19 protein-coding genes are annotated in these 23,672 nt (G+C 71.8%); 8 read left to right on the forward strand and 11 right to left on the reverse strand.

Features of this window, described 5'->3' with window-relative positions; genetic code table 11:
* Nucleotides 1-29 precede the first annotated feature (29 nt).
* Nucleotides 30-1,019 carry a LuxR family transcriptional regulator gene (locus CRP49_RS00650; RefSeq protein WP_097251649.1) on the forward strand — a complete coding sequence of 330 codons (990 nt, stop codon included), beginning with the start codon at nucleotides 30-32 and terminating at the stop codon, nucleotides 1,017-1,019.
* A 36-nt stretch (nucleotides 1,020-1,055) separates the two neighbouring features.
* On the forward strand, nucleotides 1,056-1,538 hold the full coding sequence (locus CRP49_RS00655) for a DUF456 domain-containing protein (RefSeq protein WP_097251650.1): 483 nt from the start codon (nucleotides 1,056-1,058) through the stop codon (nucleotides 1,536-1,538).
* Nucleotides 1,539-1,542: 4 nt separating this feature from the next.
* Here the strand turns inward: CRP49_RS00655 and CRP49_RS00660 are convergent, their stop codons facing one another.
* The 11 genes from CRP49_RS00660 to CRP49_RS00705 form a co-directional block, all read right to left on the reverse strand.
* On the reverse strand, nucleotides 1,543-2,727 hold the full coding sequence (locus tag CRP49_RS00660; protein WP_097251651.1) for a GDSL-type esterase/lipase family protein: 1,185 nt from the start codon (nucleotides 2,725-2,727) through the stop codon (nucleotides 1,543-1,545).
* 104 nt (nucleotides 2,728-2,831) lie between these two features.
* A complete protein-coding gene (locus CRP49_RS00665) occupies nucleotides 2,832-3,323 on the reverse strand; it encodes a methylated-DNA--[protein]-cysteine S-methyltransferase (protein ID WP_097251652.1) in 492 nt (163 codons plus the stop codon).
* The gene (locus CRP49_RS00670) at nucleotides 3,323-4,717 is read right to left on the reverse strand and encodes a DNA-3-methyladenine glycosylase 2 family protein (RefSeq protein WP_179851455.1); all 1,395 of its coding nucleotides are present in this window, start codon (nucleotides 4,715-4,717) and stop codon (nucleotides 3,323-3,325) included. Before CRP49_RS00670 ends, CRP49_RS00665 begins: the two co-directional genes overlap by 1 nt.
* A 76-nt stretch (nucleotides 4,718-4,793) precedes the next feature.
* Nucleotides 4,794-7,496, reverse strand: a complete 2,703-nt coding sequence (locus tag CRP49_RS00675; RefSeq protein WP_097251654.1) for a SpoIIE family protein phosphatase/ATP-binding protein — start codon at nucleotides 7,494-7,496, stop codon at nucleotides 4,794-4,796.
* A 132-nt stretch (nucleotides 7,497-7,628) separates the two neighbouring features.
* Nucleotides 7,629-8,723 (reverse strand): ribosome small subunit-dependent GTPase A, encoded by a 1,095-nt coding sequence (gene rsgA / locus CRP49_RS00680; protein ID WP_097251655.1) that lies wholly within the window; start codon nucleotides 8,721-8,723, stop codon nucleotides 7,629-7,631.
* Nucleotides 8,724-8,978: 255 nt separating this feature from the next.
* The gene (locus CRP49_RS00685; RefSeq protein ID WP_097251656.1) at nucleotides 8,979-10,478 is read right to left on the reverse strand and encodes a cellulose-binding domain-containing protein; all 1,500 of its coding nucleotides are present in this window, start codon (nucleotides 10,476-10,478) and stop codon (nucleotides 8,979-8,981) included.
* Nucleotides 10,479-10,713: 235 nt separating this feature from the next.
* Nucleotides 10,714-12,033: a radical SAM protein gene (locus tag CRP49_RS00690; protein WP_094219912.1), complete on the reverse strand. Its 1,320-nt coding sequence runs from the start codon at nucleotides 12,031-12,033 to the stop codon at nucleotides 10,714-10,716.
* A 57-nt stretch (nucleotides 12,034-12,090) separates the two neighbouring features.
* Nucleotides 12,091-12,765 carry a pyridoxamine 5'-phosphate oxidase family protein gene (locus CRP49_RS00695; RefSeq protein ID WP_097251657.1) on the reverse strand — a complete coding sequence of 225 codons (675 nt, stop codon included), beginning with the start codon at nucleotides 12,763-12,765 and terminating at the stop codon, nucleotides 12,091-12,093.
* 64 nt (nucleotides 12,766-12,829) lie between these two features.
* Nucleotides 12,830-13,108 carry a hypothetical protein gene (locus CRP49_RS46350; RefSeq protein ID WP_143669940.1) on the reverse strand — a complete coding sequence of 93 codons (279 nt, stop codon included), beginning with the start codon at nucleotides 13,106-13,108 and terminating at the stop codon, nucleotides 12,830-12,832.
* 355 nt (nucleotides 13,109-13,463) lie between these two features.
* Nucleotides 13,464-14,525: a LacI family DNA-binding transcriptional regulator gene (locus tag CRP49_RS00700; RefSeq protein WP_097251658.1), complete on the reverse strand. Its 1,062-nt coding sequence runs from the start codon at nucleotides 14,523-14,525 to the stop codon at nucleotides 13,464-13,466.
* 53 nt (nucleotides 14,526-14,578) lie between these two features.
* Nucleotides 14,579-15,586 carry a hydroxyacid dehydrogenase gene (locus CRP49_RS00705; protein WP_097251659.1) on the reverse strand — a complete coding sequence of 336 codons (1,008 nt, stop codon included), beginning with the start codon at nucleotides 15,584-15,586 and terminating at the stop codon, nucleotides 14,579-14,581.
* 109 nt (nucleotides 15,587-15,695) lie between these two features.
* On the opposite strand from CRP49_RS00705, the gene CRP49_RS00710 reads away from it, so the two are divergent.
* The 6 genes from CRP49_RS00710 to CRP49_RS00735 all read left to right on the forward strand — a co-directional run bounded on the left by CRP49_RS00710 (nucleotide 15,696) and on the right by CRP49_RS00735 (nucleotide 23,662).
* Nucleotides 15,696-16,952: an FAD-binding protein gene (locus tag CRP49_RS00710; RefSeq protein ID WP_097251660.1), complete on the forward strand. Its 1,257-nt coding sequence runs from the start codon at nucleotides 15,696-15,698 to the stop codon at nucleotides 16,950-16,952.
* Between the two features lie 138 nt (nucleotides 16,953-17,090).
* Nucleotides 17,091-18,332: an ROK family transcriptional regulator gene (locus CRP49_RS00715; RefSeq protein WP_097251661.1), complete on the forward strand. Its 1,242-nt coding sequence runs from the start codon at nucleotides 17,091-17,093 to the stop codon at nucleotides 18,330-18,332.
* A 121-nt stretch (nucleotides 18,333-18,453) separates the two neighbouring features.
* Entirely contained in the window at nucleotides 18,454-20,310 is a 1,857-nt protein-coding gene (locus tag CRP49_RS00720) for a glycoside hydrolase (protein WP_097251662.1), read from the forward strand.
* Between the two features lie 240 nt (nucleotides 20,311-20,550).
* Entirely contained in the window at nucleotides 20,551-21,813 is a 1,263-nt protein-coding gene (locus tag CRP49_RS00725) for an ABC transporter substrate-binding protein (protein WP_097251663.1), read from the forward strand.
* A gap of 20 nt (nucleotides 21,814-21,833) precedes the next feature.
* Nucleotides 21,834-22,799, forward strand: coding sequence for a carbohydrate ABC transporter permease (locus CRP49_RS00730; protein WP_097251664.1), 966 nt, complete (start codon nucleotides 21,834-21,836; stop codon nucleotides 22,797-22,799).
* On the forward strand, nucleotides 22,796-23,662 hold the full coding sequence (locus tag CRP49_RS00735; RefSeq protein ID WP_097251665.1) for a carbohydrate ABC transporter permease: 867 nt from the start codon (nucleotides 22,796-22,798) through the stop codon (nucleotides 23,660-23,662). The genes CRP49_RS00730 and CRP49_RS00735 overlap by 4 nt, the downstream gene beginning before the upstream one ends.
* The last annotated feature ends 10 nt before the right edge of the window (nucleotides 23,663-23,672 follow it).

Consider the following 23,672-nt stretch of genomic DNA (forward strand, 5'->3'; position numbering starts at 1 on the left):
GCTGGTTCTCAGGGGAGGGACGTGGGCCGATGCTGGCAGCGATAGGCCTGGACGAGACGCACGAGTCGGCGTACCGGGCACTGGTGTCCGTGGGCGCCGCCGAGGTGGCCGATCTGGCGCGGCGCCTGTCGCTGGCCGAGCCGGACACCGAGCGTGCGCTGCGCCGGCTGGAGCGGCAGGGCCTGGCGGCCCAGTCCCCGGCGCGGCCGGGCCGCTGGGTGGCGGCCCCGCCCGGGGTGGCACTGGGGGCGCTGCTCACCCAGCAGCGGCACGAGCTGGAGAAGGCGGAGCTGGCGGCGGCGCTGCTGGCCGAGGAGTACCGGGCGGCGGCGGCCGAGCCGGAGGTGCACGACCTGGTGGAGGTGGTGACCGGCGCCTCGGCGGTCGCCCAGCGCTTCCTGCAGCTCCAGCTGGGCGCCGCCGAGGAGGTGTGCGCGCTGGTCACCGGCAACCCGGTGGTGGTCTCCGGGACGGAGAACGACGCGGAGGAGCAGGCTGCCGGGCGCGGGGTCCGCTACCGGGTGGTGGTGGAGCGCGCGGTGCTGGACCTGCCGAACGGGCTCACCGAGCTGACGGCAGCGCTCGGCCGGGACGAGCGGGTACGGGTGGTGGACCGGGTGCCGACCAAGCTGGTGATCGCCGACCGTTCCCTCGCGATGGTGCCGCTGTCCTCACGGACGGCCGAGCCGGCCGCGCTGGTGGTGCACGCGAGCGGTCTGCTGGAGCTGCTGGCCGGGCTGTTCGAGTCGGTGTGGCGCGAGGCGCTGCCGCTGCGGCTGGGCGCGTCCGGGGTGATCGAGCAGCAGCCGGACGGGCCGGACACCACCGACCTGGAGGTGCTGTCGCTGCTGCTGGCGGGGCTGACCGACGCGAGCGTGGCCAAGCAGCTCGACCTGGGCCTGCGGACCGTACAGCGCCGGGTGAAGCGGCTGATGGAGCTGACCGGGGTGACGACCCGGCTGCAGTTGGGCTGGCAGGCCTACGAGCGGGGCTGGGTGTCCCGCGAAGGCTCCGGGTGACCTGCGGGTTCTTCCGTCCTCCGGCACTCTGGGCAGATGGGAGCGTGGGAACTCCTGCTGGTCGGCGTGGTGCTGGTGCTCGGCCTGTGCGGAGTGCTGGTGCCCGGGGTGCCGGGGTCGTGGCTGGTGTGGGCCGCGGTGCTGTGGTGGGCGCTGCAGGATCCGCAGCCGGTGGCCTGGGGCGTGCTGGTGGGGGCCACCGGGGTGCTGCTGCTGTCGCTGGTGGTGCGCTGGGCGCTGCCGCCGCGCCGGCTGCGGGCGAGCGGCGCCACCCCTCGCATGGCGGTGTACGCCGGGGTCGGCGCGTTCCTGGGCTTCCTGCTGATCCCGGTGGTGGGCGCGCTGCCGGGCTTCATGGCCGGGATCTACCTGCATGAGCGCCTGCGGCTGGGCCGGCACGGCGAGGCGATGGCCGCGCTGCGCACGACGATGCGGTCGGGCGGCTCCAGCGTCCTGGCCGAACTGTTCGCGTGCCTGCTGATCGCGGGGGCGTGGCTTGGGGCGGTGCTGTGGGGCTGACCGGTCAGCCGGGCCCCAGGGCACGGGCCACGATCTTGGCCACCCTGTTCATGCCCGCGTCGTTGAAGTGCAGGTGGTCGCCGGGGTCGTAGCCGGGCAGGATGCGCTGGGGCGCGGCCGGGTCGCGTACGGCGGCGTCGGCGTCGGCGACCGCGTCGAAGGCACCGCCGGTGCGGATGAACGCGTTGACCCGCTGCCGTACCGTCTCGCGGGCCGGGGTGTAGGCGGGGTAGCCCCCGTAGGGGGTGAGGGTGACGCCGACGACCCGGATGCCACGGGCGTGGGCGCGGGCGACGAGGGTGCGGTAGGCGGCGGCGAAGGCGGCGGGGTCGTTCGCCTCGGGGCTGCCCTTGATGTCGTTGATGCCTTCGAACACGATCAGGGCCCGCACCCCGGCCCGGTCCAGGGCGTCGGCGTCCAGGCGGGCCAGGGCGCTCGGTCCGACGCCGTCGCGCAGCAGGCGGTTTCCGGCGACGCCGGCGTTGAGGACGCCGAGCCGGTGGCCGCTCAGGCGGTGGGCGAGCCGGTCGGGCCAGCGGTGGTTGGTGTCGGCGGTGGAGCCGTTGCCGTCGGTCAGGGAGTCACCGAAGGCGACGACGCTGCCCGCGCCGGTGCCGAGGACGTCGACGCCGGTGACGTAGTACCAGTAACTGATGGCCGTGGTGTAGGCGGAGCCGTCCACGTCGGCCGTGTGACCGGCGCCGGCGCGGGCGAGGTAGCTGGTCTGCAGGGCGGTGCGGTGATAGGTGGCCGGACCGGAGTCGACCGGGGTGAGGACGGTGACCAGCAGGTCGGCGGCGACCGGTACGGGCAGCCGGACCGGGTCGGTGACCACATCCCGTCCCGCCGGGACGACGGCCGTCGGGGCGCCGCCGAAGGTGGCGGTGCGCAGCGTGCCGAGCACCGCGTCCGGCCCGGCGCCCCGGCGCAGCGCGACCGTGACCGCGCCGAGCCGCAGGGGCGCGGTGCCGAGCCGGTTGCTGAGCCGGACCCGCACGGCCGTGCCGCCGACGCTGAGGTGGACGACGTTGCGGACGGCGGCACCGGGCAGCGCGGGGGCGGTGCCGGAGGGGGCCGTCTCCCAACTGCCGGTCCACACCGGCGTCGCGGGCCGGGCGGCGGCCGTCGCCGTCGGACCCGGCAGCACCGCGAGCAGAAGCGCTACGACGACCCGTCCGACCTTGCCCATGCCTGCGCCCGCCCTTCCCGTGCCCGTCGCAGGCGACCGTCCCACACACCCGCCACACGGCACCGGAAGATCCGCACCGGTCCACCCGGTCGGCCTAGGGGGTGTCAGGCCGGCAGTGCCCCCTCCAGCGTCAGCAGCCACACCTTGCGCTCAAGTCCGCCCGCGTACCCCGTCATCGAGCCGTCCGCGCCGATGACCCGGTGGCAAGGGCGCACGATGAGCAGGGGGTTGGCGCCGATGGCTCCGCCGACGGCGCGGACGGCGGCGCGCGGGGCGCCGATGCGGGCGGCGATCTCGCCGTAGCTGGTGGTGCCGCCGTACGGCACGGCGTCGAGCGCGGCCCACACCCGCTCGCGGAACTCGGTGCCGTGGGTGCGCAACGGCAGGTGGAACTCCTTGAGTTCGCCCGCGAGGTAGGCGGTGAGCTGTTCCTGGGCCGCGCGGAAGGGACCGGGGTCGTGTCGCCAGCCGTCCTGGACGGTACGTCCGCCCTTCTGGCCCGGCATGGACAGGGAGGTGAGTGCGCCGTCCGGGTCGGCGGTGAGCAGGAGCCGGCCGAGCGGGGTGTCGAGGTCGGTCCAGTAGGTCGCTTCCATCAGTGGCTCAACTCTCCCGTGATGCGCAGATGGTGGGCGGCGTAGGAACGCCAGGGCCGCCAGGTGTCGGGTACGTCCGCCCCGGGCGGGGCCACGTCGGGGTCGCCGAGGGCGCGGGCGCGCAGGGTGGCGACGACGGACGGGGCCAGGCCGGGCAGGGCGAGCAGGGCCTGCTGGGCGTCGTCGCGGTCGGCGCCGGGGTCCAGGCGCAGGGTGCCGTCGGCGAGGGCGGCGGCCAGCGCGCCCAGCGGTCCGCCGAGGTCGGCCTCGGCTAGGGCGGCGGGCTCCGGGAAGAGGTGGGTCAGGCTGCCGCAGGGGGCGTCGATCGCCTTGCCGTACCGGCGGACCAGGTCCTCCGCTCCGGCCACCCCCACCAGCGCCCGTACGGCGGGCTCCAGCGGGTCGACGGAGCCGGGTGAGCGCAATCCGGGCCGGGCGGCGACCAGCGGGGCGAGCCGCGGGTCGGCGCCGAGCCGTTCGTCCACCGCGTACGGGTCGGCGTCGAGGTCGAACAGCCGCCGGAGCCGCTGCACGGCGGTGGTCAGGTCCCGTGGGTCGGTCAGGTGCAGGCGCGCGTCGAGCCAGCCGCCCGGATGCGTGCCGCCGCCCGCCTTCGGCCCCCGGGTGCGCTCCTCGACGGCGACGAGCGCGGTGCCGTACGGCAGCCGCAGGGTGCGCCGGTAGGTACGGCCGCCGGGAGTGCCGCTCACCTCCTCGACGCCGGGTACGGCCTCCCGGGCCAGCTGGTCGAAGACGGCGGCGGCCTGGTAGGGGCCGCGGTAGGCGAGCCGGAGGGGGATGCCCGCGCTCGGGGTGGCCCGGCGGGCGCCCCTGCCCCGGGGTGCGGCGGCCCGTACCTCGGTGGGCGTGGAGGCGTACACCTCGCGGACGGTGTCGTTGAACTGCCGCACGCTGGCGAACCCGGACGCGAACGCGATCTCGGTGATCGGCAGGTCGGTGGTCTGCAGCAGGACCCGGGCGGTGTGCGCGCGCTGGGCGCGGGCGAGCGCCACGGGTCCGGCGCCGAGTTCGGTGGTGAGCTGCCGCTGCACCTGCCGGGCGCTGTAGCCGAGCCGGGTGGCGAGGCCCGCGACGCCCTCGCGGTCGACGACCCCGTCGGCGATCAGGCGCATGGCCCGGCCGACCGCGTCCGCGCGGACGTTCCACTCGGCGGACCCGGGCACGGCGTCCGGCCGGCACCGCCGGCAGGCCCGGAAGCCGGAGCCCTGCGCGGCGGCGGCCGTCGGGAAGAACCGCACGTTGCGCCGCTTCGGGGTGACCGCCGGGCAGCTGGGCCGGCAGTAGATCCCGGTCGTCTCGACGGCGAAGAAGAACGCCCCGTCGAACCGCCCGTCCCGGCTGCGCACCGCTTCGTACCTGGTGTCCTCGTCCATCACGTGTTCCAGTGTGGGACGCGGCGGCGGGGCGGGCTGGCGGAAATCGGACGTGCAGCTGGTCACAGACACGCCCTCAGGGGGCGGAGTCGTCCCACTGGTCCAGGAGGTCGTCGGCCGTCTGCGTGGGCTCGTGCCGGTCCGCCCGCAGGGACTGCTCCGCCCAGATCACTTTGCCGCGGGCCGTGTAGCGGGTGCCCCAGCGGGCGGCGAGCCGGGCGACCAGGAACAGGCCGCGGCCGCCCTCGTCGGTGACCGCCGCCCGGCGCAGGTGCGGGGCGGTGCTGCTGCCGTCGGAGACCTCGCAGACCAGGCTGCGGTCGTACAGCAGCCGGACCCGGATGGGCGGGGAGCCGTACCGGATCGCGTTGGTGATCAGCTCGCTGAGGATCAGCTCGGTGGTGTATCCGATGTCCGTGAGCCCCCAGCCGTCCAGGGTGCGGGCGCACGCGGCGCGGACCGGGGCCACGGCCGCCGGGTCGGCGCGCACCTCCCAGTCGGCGATGCGGTCGCGGTCCAGCAGCCGGGTGCGGGCCACCAGCAGGGCCACGTCGTCGCTCGGCCGGGCCGGCAGCACCGCGCCGAGGATGTCCGCGCAGGTCTCCTCCGGGGTACGGCCCGGCCTCCCGGCCAGTGTGGCGCGCAGCTGCTCCAGGCCCGTGTCGAGGTCCCGGTCGCGGTCCTCCACCAGCCCGTCGGTGTACAGCACCAGCCGCGATCCTTCGGGCAGGGCCAGCTCGCGCGCCTCCACGGGCATGCCGAAGCCCAGGCCCAGGGGCGGGGAGACGGGCACGTCGGGGTAGGCGGCGGTGCCGTCGGGCAGCACGAGGGCGGGCCCGGGGTGGCCGGCCCGGGCGACCGTGACCCGCCCCGCGACGGGGTCGTAGAGGGCGTAGAGGCAGGTGGCGCCGGTGATGGCCGAGCCACCGTTCTGGTCGCCCGTCTCGTCGCTGTCGATACGGCTGACCAGCTCGTCCAGGTGGGCCAGCAGTTCGTCCGGGCTCTGGTCGAGGGCGGAGAAGTTGTGCACGGCGGTGCGCAGCCGGCCCATGGTGGCCGCCGCGTGCAGCCCGTGCCCGACCACGTCGCCGACGACCAGCGCCACGCGCGCGCCCGGCAGCGGGATGACGTCGAACCAGTCGCCGCCCACCCCGGCCTGCGCGGGCAGATAGCGGTAGGCCACGTCGAGCGCGGACTGCTCGGGGACGCCGCGCGGCAGCAGGCTGCGCTGCAGGGTGACCGCGGTGGTGTGCTCGCGGGTGTAGCGGCGGGCGTTGTCGATGGCGAGGGCGGCCCGGGCCACCAGTTCCTCGGCGACCGCCACGTCCTGCTCCTCGAAGGGTTCGGGCCGCTCGGAGCGCCAGAAGCTGGCCACGCCCATGAGGATGCCGCGGGCCCGCAGCGGGATCACCATCATCGAGTGGATGCCGTGTTCGAGGATCAGGCGCGCGTTGACGGGATCCTGTTCCTGCCATCCGGTGAGGTCGGGCAGGTGCGCCTCCAGGACGGGCTCACCGGTGCCGAAACCGATCGCCTGCGGGGTCGCGGAGCCGAAGTCGATGAGCTTGCCGACCGGGTACAGCGGATGGTTCTCGTGGATGCCGGTGAGGGCCGTACGACGCATCATCGTGCCCTCCGGCTCGTGGCCGCCCCGCAGGATCGAGTCGACCAGGTCGACGCTGGCGTAGTCGGAGAACCGGGGGACGGTGAACCGGGTGAGTTCCTCCGCGGTCCGCTCCACGTCGAGGGTGGTGCCGATCCCGGTCATGGCGTCGTACAGCAGTCTCAGCCGCCGCTCCGCCACGGCGGCCTTGCCGGTCACGGCCCGCAGCTCGGTGGTGTCCCGCAGCGTCACGACGCTGCCGGGCGGACCGCCGTAGGGTGCGGTCGGCCGTACGCTCACCGCGAGCATCCGCTCGCCGGCCTCGCGCACCTCGTCGGTGGCCTGCCGCCCGTCGGCCAGCAGGGCGGCGAGGCCCGGTTCCAGGCCCAGGTCGGTGACGCGGCGACCGCGCACGTCCTCGGGCAGGCCGAGCAGGCGCCGCGCCTCGTCGTTGACGAGCACCAGCCAGCCGTCCTCGTCGACGATGAGCACGCCCTCGCGGGCGGCGTGCAGTACGGCGTCGTGGTGGTCGTACATGCGGCGCAGCTCGGCCGGCTCCAGGCCCCGGGTCTGCCGCCGCAGCCGGTGGCTCACCAGCGCGGACCCGGCGGTCGCCAGCAGCAGCGCGCCGCCGGCGGCGCCGAACATGAGCGGCAGGTGCTGCGCCACGCGCGCGTGCACGCTGCGGACCGTGATGCCGACGGCCACCAGCCCGACGACCTTGCCGCGGCTGTCGAGGACCGGGACGGTGGAGTCCACCGCCTGGCCCACGGGTGTCTCGAACGTCGAGGTGTGCGGATGCCCGGCGAGCGCTTCGCCGTACGTGCCGGTCACGTGCTTCCCGATCAGGCGCGGGTCGGGATGGGTCCAGCGGTATCCGGCCGGGCTGAACGCCACGATGTAGTCGACGCCGGACCCCTTGCGGGCCGCCTCGGCCCGGGGCTGCAGCAGCGCGCTGGGGTGGGCGGAGCGCATCGCGTCGAGCGTGCCCGGGGCGTTCGCGAAGGTCTCGGCACCGGCGAGCGAGCGTTCCCGCGCCTCGGCCAGGCTCGCCTGCTGGGCCTGCAGCACCAGGGCCGTCACGGCCGCCGCGCCGAACAGCAGCAGGATGACGAGCTGCAGGACGAGCACCTGTCCCGCGACACTGCGTTCGAACAGGCCGAAACGCCTCTTCATGGTCTATTTCTACATCAATGACGGTAATCATCATCAACGATAGAAAACAGGTGTATCGCTCGCGGCGCAGCACTACGGCTCCTGGCGGGCGCCGAAGCCGCCCGCCAGGAACTCACCCTCACCCCGGGGCCGCTACATCCACCGCCCCCGCTTGGCCTCCATCGCCGCCTTGCCCTCGGCCCCCTTGCGCTTCCAGTCCTTGCGGATCTCGGAGCGGAGCCGGGCGTCCGTCTTGGCGACGATCCACTGGTTCTCCCGCATGAGCTTGCGGTAGCTCTCCAGGCGGCGGGCCGGGAGGGTACCGCTGTCCACGGCGGAGCGGACCGCGCAGCCGGGCTCGGTCTCGTGCGCGCAGTCGTGGAAGCGGCACTGCCCGGCCAGTTCCTCGATCTCGGAGAACACCTGCCCGACCCCGGTCTCGGCGTCGAACAGGCCGACACCCCGCAGCCCGGGGGTGTCGATGAGCACGCCCCCGGAGGGCAGGGGCAGCAGGTTGCGGGTGGTCGTGGTGTGCCGGCCCTTGCCGTCGACGTCACGCGCGGCCTGGACGTCCATGACGTCCTCACCGACGAGGGCGTTGGCGAGGGTGGACTTGCCCGCGCCGGACTGCCCGAGCAGCACGGAGGTGCCCGACCCGACGAGGGAGACGAGCACGTCGAGGCCGTCGCCGTGCAGGGCGCTGACGGTGAGCACGGGCACACCGGGCGCGGTCGTCTCGACGTCCTGGACGAGGTGGGCGAGCGTCACCGGGTCCGGCACGAGGTCGGCCTTGGTGAGCACGACCACGGGCTGTGCGCCGGACTCCCACGCCAGGGCCAGGAACCGTTCGACGCGCCCGAGGTCGAGTTCGAGGGCGAGGGACACGGCGACGACGGCGTGGTCGACGTTGGCCGCGAGGATCTGCCCCTCGGACCGCTTGGAGGAGGTGGAGCGCACGAAGGCGGTGCGGCGCGGCAGATACGCGCGCACATAGCGGGGGTTGCCGCCGGGTTCGACGGCGACCCAGTCGCCGGTGCACACGACCCGCAGGGGGTCGTGCGGGGTGACGAAGGCGGTGTCGGCACGCAGCACACCGCCCGGGGTGACCACGTCGCACTGACCGCGGTCGACCCGGACCACCCGTCCGGGCAGCAGCCCCTCGGACTCGTACGAGGTGAACGCGTCGGCCCAGGCGTCGTCCCAGCCGTAGGGAGCCAGCGCGGTGAAAACAGCGGAGCTGGAAGTCAAGGGAGACCCTTCACAAGGGTGGCCCCGGCGGGCGCGTACAGCGCAGGTCGGTCAGCCGGCGGCCACGGAGGTGGACTTGAGGAGTTCCTGGATGAGGGCAGCGCCCAGCACAGTGACAGCCATCGGTCGACACCTCCTCGCTCAGCTCGTACGTACCCACGCCACCTCGGCGTGCGTGATCACTGTAGCCCGCCTCCGGCGCCTCGCGTCAACGCATTTTCACGGCACCGGTCGCGGACGCCTCGGCACCCGCCGTCAGCTCGTCGCGCAGGCCGCCCCGTTGAGCGTGAAGGCGTACGGCACCCGGTTCTTGTCCTGCCAGGACGCCAGGAAGCCGAACGTCAACGTCCCGTGCGCGGCCACGGACTTGTTGTAGTCGGCGGCGCCGGCGGTGACGCGGGAGCCGTTCTGGTGGACCGTCGCGTCCCACATCTGGCCGACCTGCTGGCCGTCGCGGAAGCTCCAGGCGACCTGCCAGCCGCTGAGGGCCTTGTCGGTGGTGACGGTGACGGTGGCCTGGAAGCCGTCGGGCCACTGGCTGTCCAGGTTGTAGTCGACCCGGCAGGTGGGCGCGGGGCCGGTCGTACGGCTCGGACCGCCGCTGCCGGTGGTGGCGGCGGAGGTGCCCTGGGGTTCGGGGTCGGGGTTCTTCCGGTCGGACTTGCCCTTGGAGGCGGTCGGGGAAGGGGTGGTGGAGGGCGTGCGGGAGGGGGTCGGGTCGGCGGCGGTGCCGGAGGCGGCGGGGTCGACGACCGGCTGACGGTCGTCGCTGGCGGCGACCGCCTTGTCGTCGCCGGAGTCGGCGGAGCCGCCCGAGTCGCCGAACGGCATCATCGACACGCCGAGGGCCAGCACCGACAGCAGGACGGCGGCGGCCAGCAGGCCGTTGCGCAGGACGCGGCTGCGGCCCTCCTTCTCCTTCGGGTCGCCGCCGTCGGCCTCGGCCGCGCCCGGTCGGCCCACGCCGAGCCGGACCTCGGCGGCACGGCGCCGGCGCTCCAGATAGGCGAGGCCGCCCCAGCCGACGACCCCGCCGGCCAGCGCGGCGGGCAGCCCGCCCCCGTGCAGCCGCAGACAGGCGGCGGCCTCGGCGCACTGGACGCAGGTGGCGAGGTGCCGGGAGAGGTCGCCCGGCGTGTCGGCGGCCGGCGAGCGGGTGACCGCGTCCAGCAGGCGGGCGTAGCTGCGGCACTGCGCGTCCATCGGGGTGTCGACGTGCGCGCGGTGGCAGCGGTCCCGGAACAGGCCGCGGACCTGGTCGAGTTCCTCGGCGATGGCGGCCGGGTCGAGACCGAGCCGACGGGCCACGGTCGGCAGCGGCAGCGCCTCCACCTCGGCGAGCCACAGCAGCGAGGCGTCCGCGTCCTGCATGTCCCTGAGGCCGCGCAGCGCGACCGGGCGCTGCAGCGGCGGGCCGGTGTAGCGGGCGGCCTGGCCGGAGTTGAGCCACAGCCTCAGGTCGGGATCCAGCTTGTGCCCGGCGCCGTCGGCCTCCCAGCCGGCGGCCGTGTTGCGTACGGCGGTCAGCAGCTCCGGGATCATCGGCAGCCGGGCGGCGCGTCGGCCGGGGCCGCGCGCGGGCACGGTCCCGGCGGCGCGCACCTCGCGCATGCCGAGGGTGAACGCCTCGGTCGCCAGCTGATGTGCCGTCAGCGAGCCGGAGGTGCACAGGTCGGCGTACGAGAGCACCGCGTCCCAGCACTCCGAGAACAGCGCGGCCTCGGTGGCGTCCTGGGGGGTCGGCAGGTCGGGCATGGGACTCCTGCATCCACGAGCGAGGTCAACTCACCATAGAGGAAATGGAGTTGGGGGGAACCTCGCGGCGGCAGGAGCCTTTCACGTCATCGCCACAACTGACAAGCGCCGTATTCAAATCCGGTGACCACGAGGTCGCGCGACGTGACCGCATCCGCCCAGGACCACAATTCCGGTCTCTGATACGGATGCGGGCGCCGTGCGACTCACCGTCCCGTCGGAAAACTCGTGCGGATCACACCTCCGCCGGCTCCGCGGCCGGCAGGCTGTCCATGAAGGAGCTGACGGAGAACACCGCGCGGCCGGGTCCGGGCGGGCCGTAGCCGGGGGGCGAGGAGAGGCCGAACTCGTCCATGGTGGCCCGGTAGGCCTCCAGGAGCCGGATGTGGTACTCCAGCGGCGCGCCCTGCGGGTTGGCCTTGCCGAGCGGGGTGGTGGGCTCCGGGCACCAGGTGGTGAAGCGGGGCGTGATGCCCTGCGACATGAAGAAGCGCAGGCCCTCGGTGGTGGAGGCGATGGCCTCGTCGACGGTGGTGAAACCGAACGGCTCGGCCATCTCCACGCCCGCCACGAAGTTGGGGATCACGTTGCGCGCGCCGAAGATCTCCGCCGAGTCCAGGATCCGCTTGTGCCACTCGTCGCGGCCGACGTACCGCTCCTTGCCGGGACAGTACAGCTCGAACAGCCGGCGGTCCCACACCTCGAAGTTGGGGTGGTAGATCTGCACGCCGTAGTCCTTGAACCGCTGCACGTCGTCGCGCGGCAGCGCCTGGGCGACGACCTTGCCGATCCACCGCCCCGGGAAGCGCTCCTCGATGGCCTTGGCGTAGTGCCCGTAGAAGTCGGCCTCGTCGCGCCCGGCGACCGTCTTGGTGATCGCACCGCCGGTGAGGGTGTAGGCGGTGGACGCCTTCTGGGTGTCGTACCGGTCGATGATCTCCAGGGCCTCCAGGACCTCCTCGACGTCCTTGACCCCGGTGTACGGCCGCCCGGCCGCCTTGTGCTGGCGCCAGTTGTGGTTGATGTCGCAGTACTGGCACTCCTCCTTGGCGCCGAAGTACTGGCAGACCCGGAAGACGGTGAGGTAGATCAGGTAGCCCCACTGGATGGTGGGGGCCACCTCCATCACGGACTTCCCGTTGGAGAGGGTGTGCCGGTAGTACTCGGGCATCGGCGGCACGCCCACGTCGGCGATCCGCTTCCCGTCGAGGTAGAGCCCGAGCAGCCCCTCCTCGTCGGCCGCCACACGGTACGGCGAGGCGGGGTTCACGCGGACCGACACCACGGTCCGCCGCAGGTCGTACGGGCCGCCGGTGAGGATGATCTCCTCCGGCGGCCGGCGCAGCGCGGCCTCGCCCAGCTCGGGCAGGGTGCCGTGGTCGAAGGAGAAGATGAAGTACGACTTCGGCTTGACCTCGCCGCTCTCGTTGTCACTGAGGGCCGACGGGTCGAAGGCGACGCCGCCGCGAAGCAGGTCCTCCTTGAAGACGGCCTCCCGCGGCACATGCGGGAAACGCTCCATCAGATCCTCGACCAGCGCGGTGCGACTGCCCATCCGTAATCTCCTCCCGGCTCAGGCGTTCGCCTCTCACCGTATGCCCCTGCCCCCGGGTCAGCCGTGCCGGGTCCCCGCACGCCGCGCGATGTGCCCCGGTACGGCGGTGTCGGACGGCAGCGCCGGGTCCGCGACGGGCTCGCCCCAGACGGAGGTCAGCGGCAGGACCCCGGCCCACAGGCCGAGTTCCGCGTCGGGGCTCTCGCCGTCGTCGGGAGCGCCGGTACGGATCTTGACGGAGGCCTCCTCCAGGGAGAGCGCGAGGAGCGTGGTGGCGGCGAGTTCCTTCCGGTTCGGCCGCCGGGCGTACGACCACTGCCCGGGCGTCGCGTGCTCGGTGAGCCGGCGCAGCCCCTCCAGCTTCTCGTCCGGGTCGGTGACCTTGCGGGCGTCGCCATGGATCACGGCACTGCGGTAGTTCACCCCGTGCTCGAAGACGGACCGGGCGAGCACGAGCCCGTCGACGTGCGTGACGGTCACACAGACCGGGAGATCACCGGCCAGGCTGCGACTGGCCACGGACCCGTGCAGGTACAGCTGCCGCTCGTCCCGCCCGTACACGGTCGGCACGACCAGCGGCCGCCCCTCGACCACCACCCCCAGGTGACAGACGAACCCGGCGTCCAGGATCGCGTCCAGATCGGCCCGCTCCAGGCTGCCCTGGTCGCGGAGGCGGCGGTGGCGGGTGCGGTCGGTTTCCGGGAGTCGAGCAGAGAAGGATTCAGAGGGCATGCAGCGGAAGCTACCGAAACAGCCACGATACGGCCAGATATTTTTCGGATTCCGCAGATGAAAGTCATTTAGGCAACGAAATCCGTACTACTGTCGAGACAGGAAGGCGGACGCCGCACCCGCCAGGAGCGGGCCGACGACGACCAGCGCTTTCGAGCCGGGAACGTTTGTCCAGGGCGTCGGCCAGTTCATCGGGTGCAAGTGGCCCCAAAGGATGGCAGATGTCGACCAGTTCGCGACCGCGCTGACGTAGTTTCGCCACCGGTGCGTACACGATCGCAACGAGCGCGGAACTGCTGGCTCCGAAGACCAGAGTGGTCTCGATGCTGGTCTGCTCGTGCATACGCCGGCTGGTGGCTTCAGCGATCAACCACATGGCCGACACCGACCATGGTGGCCGCCCCCGGGGCGAGCCCCAGGCCGGCGAGCGCTGGCCACCACCTGCGGCGGTACGTCACCGAGCGCGGCGAGTTCTGCCCAGCGCCGCAGCTCATGGACCAAGGCGGCCCCGCTCGCGGCAGCCAGCGCGACCGCGGCACAGCTCCAGATGAGCCAGGCGTCGGTGCCCCGGTAGGCGGACGTCAGCACCACACTGAGCCCCACAGCGCCGGCCAGGGGCACCGTCAGGCCCGCAAGCCAGGGGAACGGCGCACAGCTCCGAACACCCATCACAACCCCCACGACAGTACCGCTGCTGTTTACTCCGCTCTGCGTGTCGAGTCCCGCAGCACCACATGCGTGCCCAGCACCAGATGCTGGCCGTCGGGCAGTTCCTCGCGGTGGAGGGCGAGGCGGACGGCGGCGCGGCCCAGTTCCTCCTGGGGGACGTGGACCGTGGTGAGGGCGGGGTAGACGTCGCGGGCGACCGGGATGTCGTCGTAGCCCGCCACCGCCACGTCGTCCGGGATGCGCCGGCCGGCCTCGCGCAGGGCCTGGATCACGCCCGTGGCGATCATGTCGGTGGCGGCGAAGACGGCGGTGAACTCCGGTCCCGAGGCGAGGAGTTCGCGGGTGGCCTGGTAGCCGTACGAGCGGGAGAAGGGGCCGTCGACGATCAGCCGGGGATCGGGGGCCAGGCCGAGGAGGTCGTGGGCCCGGGTGAAGCCGCTGATGCGCTGGGCGCTGGTGGACAGGCCGGGCACCCGGCCGAGGTAGGCGATGCGGCGGTGCCCGGCGGCGAGCAGGTGGGTGGTGAGGGCGAAGGCACCGCCCTCGTTGTCGTAGTCGACGACCGTGGCGGGCACTCCGGGCCCGAGCGGCGGGCGGCCGACGAGGACGAGCCGGGATCCGGCCCGGTCCAGGGCGTGCGCGAAGTGGGTCATGCGGTCCTGGTAGGCCTTGTCCTCCCAGGCGCCGCCCACCACGATCACCGCGTCGGCGCGCTGCTCGCGCATGGTCTCGACGACGGCGAGGATGCGCTTCGGGTCGCCGTGCGTGGTGCACAGCATGCACAGCCGGCCCTCCACCGAGGCCTGCTCCTCCACCCCGCGGGCGATGTGCGCGTAGAAGGGGCCGGTGACGTCGTCCACCACGAAGGCGACCGTGTTGTTGGTCGCGCCGCCGAGCGCGCGGGCGTGCGCGTTGACCACGTAGTCCAGCTCGCGCATCGCCTTGAGGACCCGGGCGCGGGTCGCCGCGGCCACCGGGTAGGTGCCGCCGAGCACCCGCGAGACGGTCGACGCGGACACCCCGGCCCGCGCGGCGACGTCCCGTACGGTCGAGGCGTCCCCGTTCGGTGCGGGCTGCGTCCGCTTGACCACCGCTCGGCCCCCCTTCCTCACATGTTCAGGTCACCTTATGAGGCGAGGGTCCGTCACGCCGCCCGCTCCAGCGCCGTGTGGTCCACCGCGTACGCCAACTCGCCGCCGGACAACAGCCGTTCGGCCTCCTCCACGACCGTCAGACCGAGCCGCGCCACCTCGTTGCCCTGGGAGCCCGCGAGGTGTGGGGTGATGAAGGCGTTGGGCAGGTCGAACAGGGGCGAGTCGGCGGGCAGCGGCTCGGGGTCGGTGACGTCGAGGACGGCGTTCAGGCGTCCGGTGCGCAGTTCCTCGACCAGGGCGTCGTGGTCGACGAGGGCACCGCGCGCGGTGTTGATCAGCACCGATCCGGTGGGCATCAGGGCCAGTTCGCGGGGGCCGACGAGGTGCCTGGTCTCCGGGGTCTGCGGGGCGTGCAGGGTGACGATGTCCGAGGTGCGCAGCAGGTCGTCGAGGGGCAGCAGGGGTACGCCGAGCCGCGCGGCCTCCGCCGCGTCGACGTAGGGGTCGGCGAGGCTGACGCGGAGGTCGTAGGGCCGCAGCAGTTCGATCAGGCGACGGCCGATGCGCGAGGCGCCGACGACACCGACCCGGCGGCCGTGGTTGCCGATGCCGGGGACGATGTCGCCATAGGGGAAGGTGCGGCGGGCGCGCAGCAGGTCACGGAAGGCGAAGACGTCCTTCCCGGCGAGCAGGATCATCGCGAGGGTGTACTCGGCGACGGGCAGCGCGTTGGCGGCGGCCGCCGAGGAGACGGCGATGCCGCGCTGCCAGACCTCGGGGGTGGTGAACCCCTTGACCGAGCCGGCCGCGTGCAGCACGGCGCGCAGCTTGGGGGCGGCATCCAGGACGGCCGTGTCGAGGCGGGGGCAGCCCCAGCCGGTGATGAGGACCTCGGTGCGGGCGAGCGTCTCCCGCACCCGTGGTCCGGTGAAGTCGTGCGCCACCAGAGTGGGATCGATTTCTACGCACGCTCGCAGCCGCGCGAGCACCTCCGGCGGAAAAACGTGCGGCACGTTCTGGGCGGTCATGGCGAACAACGCCTGCGGACGTTCGGGCAACGAAGTGACCTTCCGGCTCGGTGACGCACGGATAGCAACCGGTCTCTACGGTAGGTCGCGGCGAATGAGAGGGTCAATGGACACGCACTCACCCGGAGGGACGACAGGGATGACGGGAACGGCCGGCACGGCTACCACCAACTGGGCGCGCAACATCACCTATGCGGCCAAGGAGTTCCACCGCCCGCGTTCGCTCGACGCGCTCAGGACCCTGGTGGCCCGGGGCGCGCGGGTGCGGGTGCTGGGCAGCGGCCACTCCTTCAACGAGATCGCCGACCCGGGCGCCGACGGCGTCCTGCTGTCGATCGCCGACCTGCCGCCGGTGATCGACGTGGACACCACGGCCCGTACGGTACGGGTCTCGGGCGGCGTCCGGTACGCCGAACTGGCCCGCACGGTCCACTCGCACGGCCTCGCGCTGCCCAACATGGCCTCCCTGCCGCACATCTCGGTGGCCGGCTCGGTGGCGACCGGCACCCATGGCTCGGGGGTGGGCAACGGACCGCTCGCGGCGGCGGTGCGGGAGGTGGAGCTGGCGACCGCGGACGGCTCGACGGTGTCGATCGCCCGGGGGGACGCCCGTTTCGACGGTGCCGTGACCTCCCTCGGCGCGCTCGGCGTGGTCACCGCGCTCACCCTCGACCTGGAGCCGTCGTACGAGGTGGAGCAGTACGTGTTCACCGAACTGCCGCTGGACGGGCTGGACTTCGGGGCGGTGGCGGGGGCGGCGTACAGCGTGAGCCTGTTCACCGACTGGCGCAAGCCGGGCTTCGGGCAGGTGTGGGTCAAGCGCCGTACCGATCAGGCGCCGGTGGACTTCCCGTGGGCCGCGCCCGCGACCGAGGCGATGCACCCGGTGCCGGGGATGCCCGCGGGCAACTGCACCCAGCAGTTCGGGGTGCCGGGGCCGTGGCACGAGCGGCTGCCGCACTTCCGGGCGGAGTTCACGCCGAGCAGCGGTGACGAACTGCAGTCGGAGTATCTGCTGCCGCGGTCGGCCGCCGTCGAGGCGCTGCATGCGATCGACGGGATCCGGTCGGCGGTCGCCGGTGTACTGCAGACCTGCGAGGTGCGGACGGTCGCCGCCGACCCGCAGTGGCTCAGTCCGGCGCACGGCCGTGACTCGGTGGCCCTGCACTTCACCTGGGTGGAGGACGCGGCGGCCGTGCTGCCGGTGGTCCGCCGGGTGGAGGAGGCGCTGGACGCCTTCGATCCGCGCCCGCACTGGGGGAAGGTCTTCACCGTGCCGTCGACGGTACTCCGTGGACGGTATGCACGCCTGGCCGACTTCCGCGCCCTGGCCCAAACCCTCGACGCCACCGGCAAGTTCACCAACGCCTTCGTCCGGGGTGTCCTCGGAGACTGACGGACGTCGACGGGTGACAGACTTTCTCCACCCCCTTTCCTAACCCCTTGTCGAAAGTCCCTCCCAGCCCATAGCCTGACGCCGCGCCGGTGCCCACCTCGCCCCGGCCTGGCCTGACGGGATGGGAGGGGCAGCTCCGTGAAGCGCACTTCACGTGACATCCGCACCGCGAACCGCTACGAGGTGCTGCGCCAGATCATCGCCGAGTCTCCCACCTCCCGGCAGGAACTCGCGGCCGCCACCGGGCTGAGCCTGGCCACGGTCGCCACGCTCGTCGGCGAGCTGCTGGACCTGCGCATGATCACCGAGGTCGGTTTCGAGGACTCGGCAGGGGGCCGCCCCCGGGGTCTGGTCGCCGTCAACGCGGCGGGGGGCGCGCTGATCGGTGTCGACATCGCGGAGACGTACGTCCATGTCGAGCTGTTCGACCTGGCGCTGAACGTGCTGGCCCGCGCCGACGAGGACATGCGGCCCGGCGAGAGCCGCCCCGAGCAGGTGGTCGGCCATGTCGCCACCGCCGTCGGCTCGGTGGTCGCCCAGGCCGGGGTCGAGGCCGCCCGGGTGCTCGGCGTCGGGGTGAGCGTGCCGGGCCAGGTGGACCGGGACACCGGGATCGCCGAGTACGCGCCCAACTGGAACTGGCACGACGTCCCGCTGCTCGACCTGCTCGCCGAACACATCTCGTACCCCCTGTACCTGGACAACCCGTTGCGCGCCTGCGCGGTCGCCGAGCTGTGGTTCGGAGCCGCGCGGGGCCGCGGGGACGCCGTGGTGGTCAACCTCGGCACGGGCGTCGGCGCCGGTCTGGCGCTCGGCGGCGGGCTGCACCGGGGCGTGAGCAACAGCGCCGGCGAGTGGGGGCACACCACGCTCGTGCTGGACGGACGGCTGTGCCACTGCGGCAACCACGGCTGCGTGGAGACCTACGTCGGCGCGCCCGGCATCATGCAGAATCTGCGCGAACTCAGCCCGCAGTCCACGCTGTTGCACCCCGAGGACCAGACGGCCACCATCGACGCGCTGGCCCGGGCGGTCGCCACGGACGACCCGGTGGCGCTCAAGGTGGTCCGGGACACCGCCCGTTACCTGGGCGCCGGGATCTCCGACCTGATCAACCTCCTCAACCCCGAAGTGGTCGTGCTCAGCAGCTGGGTGGCGTCCCGGCTGGGCGAGCCGCTGCTCGGCGAGGTACGCGCGGCCGTCGCCCGGCACGCGCTGAGGCGGCCGCTGGCCGCCACCGAGATCGTCCTCTCCCCGATCCCCACCGACCCGGTGTCCCTGGGCGCGGCCACGTTCGCGCTGGAGGGGGCCCTGCAGTCCGTCGGACAGCGGGGCGCGCCGGTGTCGAGGGCGCGAGCGCGCGGAGGCCCGAAGGGCTGAGCACGGTCGCGGTCTCGACGCCGGCTCAAGGCGCCCCGCAAAAGGTCAACACGACTGGCACCAAGCGCACCACCCCACCCGCAAGGAGCCGTACCGCACCGCCTTCATGACGACGGAAGGGATGCACGTGTCTCACCCCCGCACCGGTCACCTCCGCACGAGGAGATCCGTCCTGCTGACAACCGCGGCCGCACTGGTTGTCTCCGGAGCGCTCCTCACCTCCCCGGCCGCGAGCGCCGCCGAACCCGCGACGGCCGAGGTCTCCCCCCACGCCGCCCAGACCATCGACGACATCGGCGCCTCGGGCGCCTGGTGGGTCAACGACCTGAAGAACTTCGACCCCAAGGTCCAGGCACGGGTCGCCGAGCTGCTCTTCTCGCACCAGGGCCTCGACCTGAGCGCGTACCGCTACAACATCGGCGGCGGCGGTACCGGCGTGACCTATGCGCCGCGCGCCCCCGAGGACTTCCTGAACTCCGACGGCAGCTACGACTGGAGCAAGGACAAGGCCGGCCGGTACTTCCTGTACGCCGCCGCCAAGTACGGCGTGAAGGACCTGATCGGGTTCGTCAACAGCGCGCCCGCCGCGTGGAAGACGAACGGCAAGAGCTGCGGCGGCTATCTGAAGGCGGAGAACGAGCAGGACTTCGCCAAGTACGTCGCCGACGTCACCGACCACTTCGCGCGCCAGGGCGTGAAGCTCGACTACATCAGCCCCTTCAACGAGCCGACGAACAGCTTCGACTCGTGCGGCCAGGAGGGCATGCTCGTCGACCCCTCCCAGCGGGACGACATCGTCCGCGCGCTCGGCGCCGAGCAGCGGGCCCGGCACCAGAAGACGAGCATCATCGCCGACGAGTCGACCAGCACGGTCAAGTTCAACGAAGAGATACCCCAGTGGATCTCGCAGCCGGGCACGGCCCAGTACGTCTCCAAGCTGGCCCACCACACCTACGACAACCCCAGCGACGCCAACCGGGCCAAGGTCTACGAGACCTCCAAGGCGGCCGGAAAGCAGTCCTGGTCGACGGAGATCTGCTGCTTCGGCAAGGGCGGCACGGGCTGGGCGCAGGAGTACGACCCGACGATCGACGGCGGGCTGAACCTGTCGCGGATCATCTACAAGGACTTCGCGACCGCCCATGACTCGGCGTTCCAGTGGTGGGTGGCGCTGTCGGAGATGATCGGCAGCGACCCGCTGGCGAAGAACGACGACGGCTGGAACGACGGCCTGCTCTACTACGACCCGAACTACGCCACGAACGGCAACCAGACCCTGTACTTCACCAAGCGCTACTACGCGCTGGGCCAGTACAGCAAGTTCGTGAAGCCGGGCTCGGTCGCCCACAACGTGACCGGGACGCCGGACGGCGTGGAGGTGTCGGCCTATGACCGCGGCGGAAAGTGGGTCGTCGTGGTGAACAACCACAACACCACGGACACCGAGCTGAACCTGCACTTCAACAGCGCGACCCCGATGCGGGCCACGCAGGCCGTGCGCACCTCGGCCGACGAGAACTGGGCGAAGGTCGCGAAGCCCGCCGTCAAGGGCGGTACGGCGACGGCGACGCTCGCGGCCCGCTCGATCACGACCTACGTCTTCGACCAGCGGGGTCACGGCAGTTCGGCGCTGACCGGGGCGCTGGTGGGCAAGCAGTCGGGCAAGTGCCTGACCGCCGACGCCTCGGGTGCGGCGCTCGCCACCTGCACGGGCGCGGCCGCGCAGTCGTGGTCGTACGACGCGAAGGGCACGCTGAAGAGCGCCAACGGCTATCTGACAGACGGCAGTTCGGGGCTGACGTCGGCCACCGCGACCGGTGACGGTACGCAGCAGTGGCTGCTGAACTCCAACGGGCAGATCGTCAACGAGGCCTCGGGCAAGTGCCTGGACGTCAGCGGGCAGGCGACCGCCGACGGCAGCAAGGTGATCGCCTACAGCTGCAACGGCGGCACGAACGAGGCGTGGACCAGGCAGTAGTCCCCGCATCCCCCTGACCGAGGGCCGCCGGCCATCTCCCTGACCCGGCGGCCCTCATCTCCCTTTGCCCACAGCCCTGTTCGGGATTCCGAACCGGACACAACGCTTCGCACAGACTTCGTCCAACCCCTTGCCGAAGCCTTAGCCGAAGGTTAACGTCCCGCACCGCAACGCAATTTGAGCCACTGGGCTCTCAGGCGTAGAGCCGCCGAGCCGCACTCGACAGACAAGGACGTCAGCATGTCGGCACAGAGCAGCAACTGGGACCGCCGATCGATATTCCGGGCCGCAGCGGGCCTGGCCGCCGCCGGCACGCTGGCCGCGTGCGGCGGCAACAACGGCCGTGGCGGCAGCTCCGGTTCGGGCAAGAACCTGGTCCAGTACTTCCACGCGTACGGCGAGGCGGGCACCGAGCAGGCCATCAAGCGGTACGCGAAGGCGTACTCGAAGGCCGATGTGACCACGCAGTGGATCACCGGCTCGAACTTCGAGAGCAAGCTGTTCGCGTCGCTGCTGACCGACCAGGCGCCCGACCTGTTCGAGTTCCACCCGCAGATCCAGCTCGTCAAGAGCGGGCAGGTGGCGGACCTGACCGACATCATCGAGCCGGTCAAGGACGACTTCAACCAGGCCGACATCAAGTCGCACACCGTCGACGGCAAGATCTACGGCGTCCGGATGATCGACGACCCGCAGTTCTTCTTCTACCGCAAGTCCCTGCTGGAGAAGGCGGGCATCCAGCCGCCCACCACCCTGGACGAGCTGATCGAGGCGGCCGCCAAGCTCACCACGAGCAAGGTCAAGGGCCTCTTCCTCGGCAACGACCTGCACGCGGTGATCAACCCGCTGATCTGGTCGGCCGGCGCGGACACCCTCGACGACAAGAACCAGATCGCCTACCACACGGACGGCGTCGTCGAGGGTCTGAAGAAGATGCGCAAGCTGTTCACCAGCGGCGACCTCCTGCTCGACGCCCCGGCCGACTACTGGGACCCGTCCGCGCTCAACCAGGGCCTGTGCGCGATCCAGTTCTGCGGCATGTGGGCCATGCCGCAGTTCCAGCAGACGCTCGGCGACGACCTCGGCATCATGCCGTTCCCGAAGGTCACCGACGCGGGCAAGCCGTCCGTCTACAACGGCGGCTGGTCGATGTTCGTCAACGCCAAGGGCAAGAACGTCGAGGCGGCCAAGGAGTACGTGAAGTGGCTGTGGATCGACCAGAAGAAGTACCAGGAGGACTGGGCGACCTCGTACGGCTTCCACATCCCGCCGCGCACCTCGATCGCCCAGTCGGCGACCAAGCTGAAGTCGGGCCTGCCGGCGGAGGGCGTGAAGCTCTTCACCGAGTACGGGCACTTCGACAACATCGGCTGGACCCAGGCGATGATCACCGCCACGGAGAACGTCTTCGCCGACTGCGTCCGCAAGGGCGGTGACCCGGAGGCCGCGCTCGACAAGTGCGACAAGACGGTGGGCGCCGAGCTGAAGAAGCTGTTCGGATAGGCCACCGGACGGACCACGACATGTCGACGACCACCACGCGCGGTCTCGCGAGCCCCGCCCCGGCCGAGGTCACCAAGCCCCGGCCGCGGCGGGGGCTGCGCGGCAGCCGCACCTTCAACTTCTGGCTCTTCATCAGCCCGTTCCTGATCGGGCTGATCGTCTTCGTCTACATCCCCATCATCTGGAGCGCCTACCTCAGCTTCTTCGAGGCCCGCTTCACCGTCACGCCCAGCGACTTCGTCGGCCTGGACAACTACCGGGACATCTTCTCGGACAGCCAGTTCACCGGCTCGCTGGTCACCTTCACCGTCTTCGCCGCGTTCATCGTGCCCACCACCTGGGCGGTCTCGCTGGGCCTCGCCCTGCTGGTGAACCGCCTGAGGTTCATGCGGGCGTTCTACCGGTCGGTGTTCTTCCTGCCGACCGCGTGCAGCTATGTCGCGGCCTCGCTGATCTGGAAGATGTCCCTCTTCAACGGCGTCCGCTTCGGCCTGGCGAACACCGTCATCGGCTGGTTCGGCGTGGACAACATCGCCTGGCTCGCCAACCCCGACCCGCCCTGGTACTGGCTGGTCATCGTCACCGCCCGGCTGTGGCTGCAGTCCGGCTTCTACATGATCCTGTTCCTGGCCGCGCTGCAGAACATCCCGCAGGAGCTGTACGAGGCCGCCGCCATCGACGGCGCCAAGCCCGGCTGGCAGACCTTCCGGTACATCACGCTGCCGCAGCTGCGGGCCACCTCCACGGCCGTGGTCCTGCTGCTGCTCGTCGCCGCCTACCAGGCCTTCGACGAGTTCTTCAACCTGCTGTCCAAGACGACCTGGGGCCGCCCGCCGCTCGTCGACCTGTACTACACCGCACTCGGCCAGGACCAGAACTACGGGAAGGGCAGCGCCGGCGCCATGGTGCTGACCGTGCTGATCTGCGTGGTCACCCTGTTCCAGGGCAAGATCATGGGATTCGGAAGGGGTGACGAGTCCAGGTGACCACCACCGCACCCGAGACCCGCAAGCGCGCCCGGCGCGGCGGCGTGATGAGCTCCACCGGCCTGTACATCGCCACCAGCGTCGCCGCCCTGTTCTTCCTCATCCCGTTCTACCTGCTGGTCCGCAACGCCCTCTCCACGGACCCGGAGATCACCGGCGAGAACTGGAAGTTCTTCCCCACCCACATCCAGTGGGGCAACATCACCGAGCCATTCGACGACCCCACGGTCGACTTCGGCCAGTCGATGTGGAACTCGCTGGTCGTCGGCATCCTGCATACAGTCGGCACGCTGCTCGTGTGCTCCCTCGCCGGCTACGCCCTGGCCCGCATCCCCTACCGGCACGCCAACAAGATCTTCTACGGCGTCCTGGTGACCCTGATGGTCCCCACGGCCGTCACCTTCGTCCCCAGCTTCGTCCTCGTGTCGTCCCTCGGCTGGGTCGACAGCTACCGGGGTCTGATCATTCCGGGCCTCTTCAGCGGTTTCACCTGCTTCCTGTTCCGGCAGTACTTCCTCGGGTTCCCGAAGGAGCTGGAGGAGGCGGCGCGCGTGGACGGGCTCGGCTACTGGGGCGCGTACTGGCGTGTCGTGGTGCCGAACTCGCTGAACTTCTTCGCGGCGATCGCCACGATCACCTTCATCAACGGCTGGAACGCCTTCCTGTGGCCGCTGGTCATCGGCCAGGACCCGAGCGCCTGGACGGTCCAGGTCGCGCTGTCGTCGTACATGACCAACCAGACCGTGAACTACCACCTGATCTTCATGGCCACCGCCATTTCCATCCTGCCCCTGCTGTTCGTCTTCCTCTTCCTCCAGCGCTGGCTGGTCCAGGGGATCGCGCAGACCGGCATCAAGGGCTGAGCTAGGAGAC

Origin of the sequence: Streptomyces sp. Ag109_G2-15 (assembly GCF_900215565.1) — a bacterium.
Lineage (GTDB): Bacteria > Actinomycetota > Actinomycetes > Streptomycetales > Streptomycetaceae > Streptomyces > Streptomyces diastatochromogenes.

Coding starts and splice junctions, on each gene's coding strand:
- CRP49_RS00720 (WP_097251662.1), top strand. CDS start 18,454: ATGCACGTGTCTCACCCCCGCACCGGTCACCTCCGCACGAGGAGATCC.
- CRP49_RS00725 (WP_097251663.1), top strand. CDS start 20,551: ATGTCGGCACAGAGCAGCAACTGGGACCGCCGATCGATATTCCGGGCC.
- CRP49_RS00730 (WP_097251664.1), top strand. CDS start 21,834: ATGTCGACGACCACCACGCGCGGTCTCGCGAGCCCCGCCCCGGCCGAG.
- CRP49_RS00665 (WP_097251652.1), bottom strand. CDS start 3,323: ATGGAAGCGACCTACTGGACCGACCTCGACACCCCGCTCGGCCGGCTC.
- CRP49_RS00655 (WP_097251650.1), top strand. CDS start 1,056: ATGGGAGCGTGGGAACTCCTGCTGGTCGGCGTGGTGCTGGTGCTCGGC.
- CRP49_RS46350 (WP_143669940.1), bottom strand. CDS start 13,108: ATGCACGAGCAGACCAGCATCGAGACCACTCTGGTCTTCGGAGCCAGC.
- CRP49_RS00695 (WP_097251657.1), bottom strand. CDS start 12,765: ATGCCCTCTGAATCCTTCTCTGCTCGACTCCCGGAAACCGACCGCACC.
- CRP49_RS00685 (WP_097251656.1), bottom strand. CDS start 10,478: ATGCCCGACCTGCCGACCCCCCAGGACGCCACCGAGGCCGCGCTGTTC.
- CRP49_RS00690 (WP_094219912.1), bottom strand. CDS start 12,033: ATGGGCAGTCGCACCGCGCTGGTCGAGGATCTGATGGAGCGTTTCCCG.
- CRP49_RS00675 (WP_097251654.1), bottom strand. CDS start 7,496: ATGAAGAGGCGTTTCGGCCTGTTCGAACGCAGTGTCGCGGGACAGGTG.
- CRP49_RS00650 (WP_097251649.1), top strand. CDS start 30: ATGCTGGCAGCGATAGGCCTGGACGAGACGCACGAGTCGGCGTACCGG.
- CRP49_RS00670 (WP_179851455.1), bottom strand. CDS start 4,717: ATGGACGAGGACACCAGGTACGAAGCGGTGCGCAGCCGGGACGGGCGG.
- CRP49_RS00660 (WP_097251651.1), bottom strand. CDS start 2,727: ATGGGCAAGGTCGGACGGGTCGTCGTAGCGCTTCTGCTCGCGGTGCTG.
- CRP49_RS00710 (WP_097251660.1), top strand. CDS start 15,696: ATGACGGGAACGGCCGGCACGGCTACCACCAACTGGGCGCGCAACATC.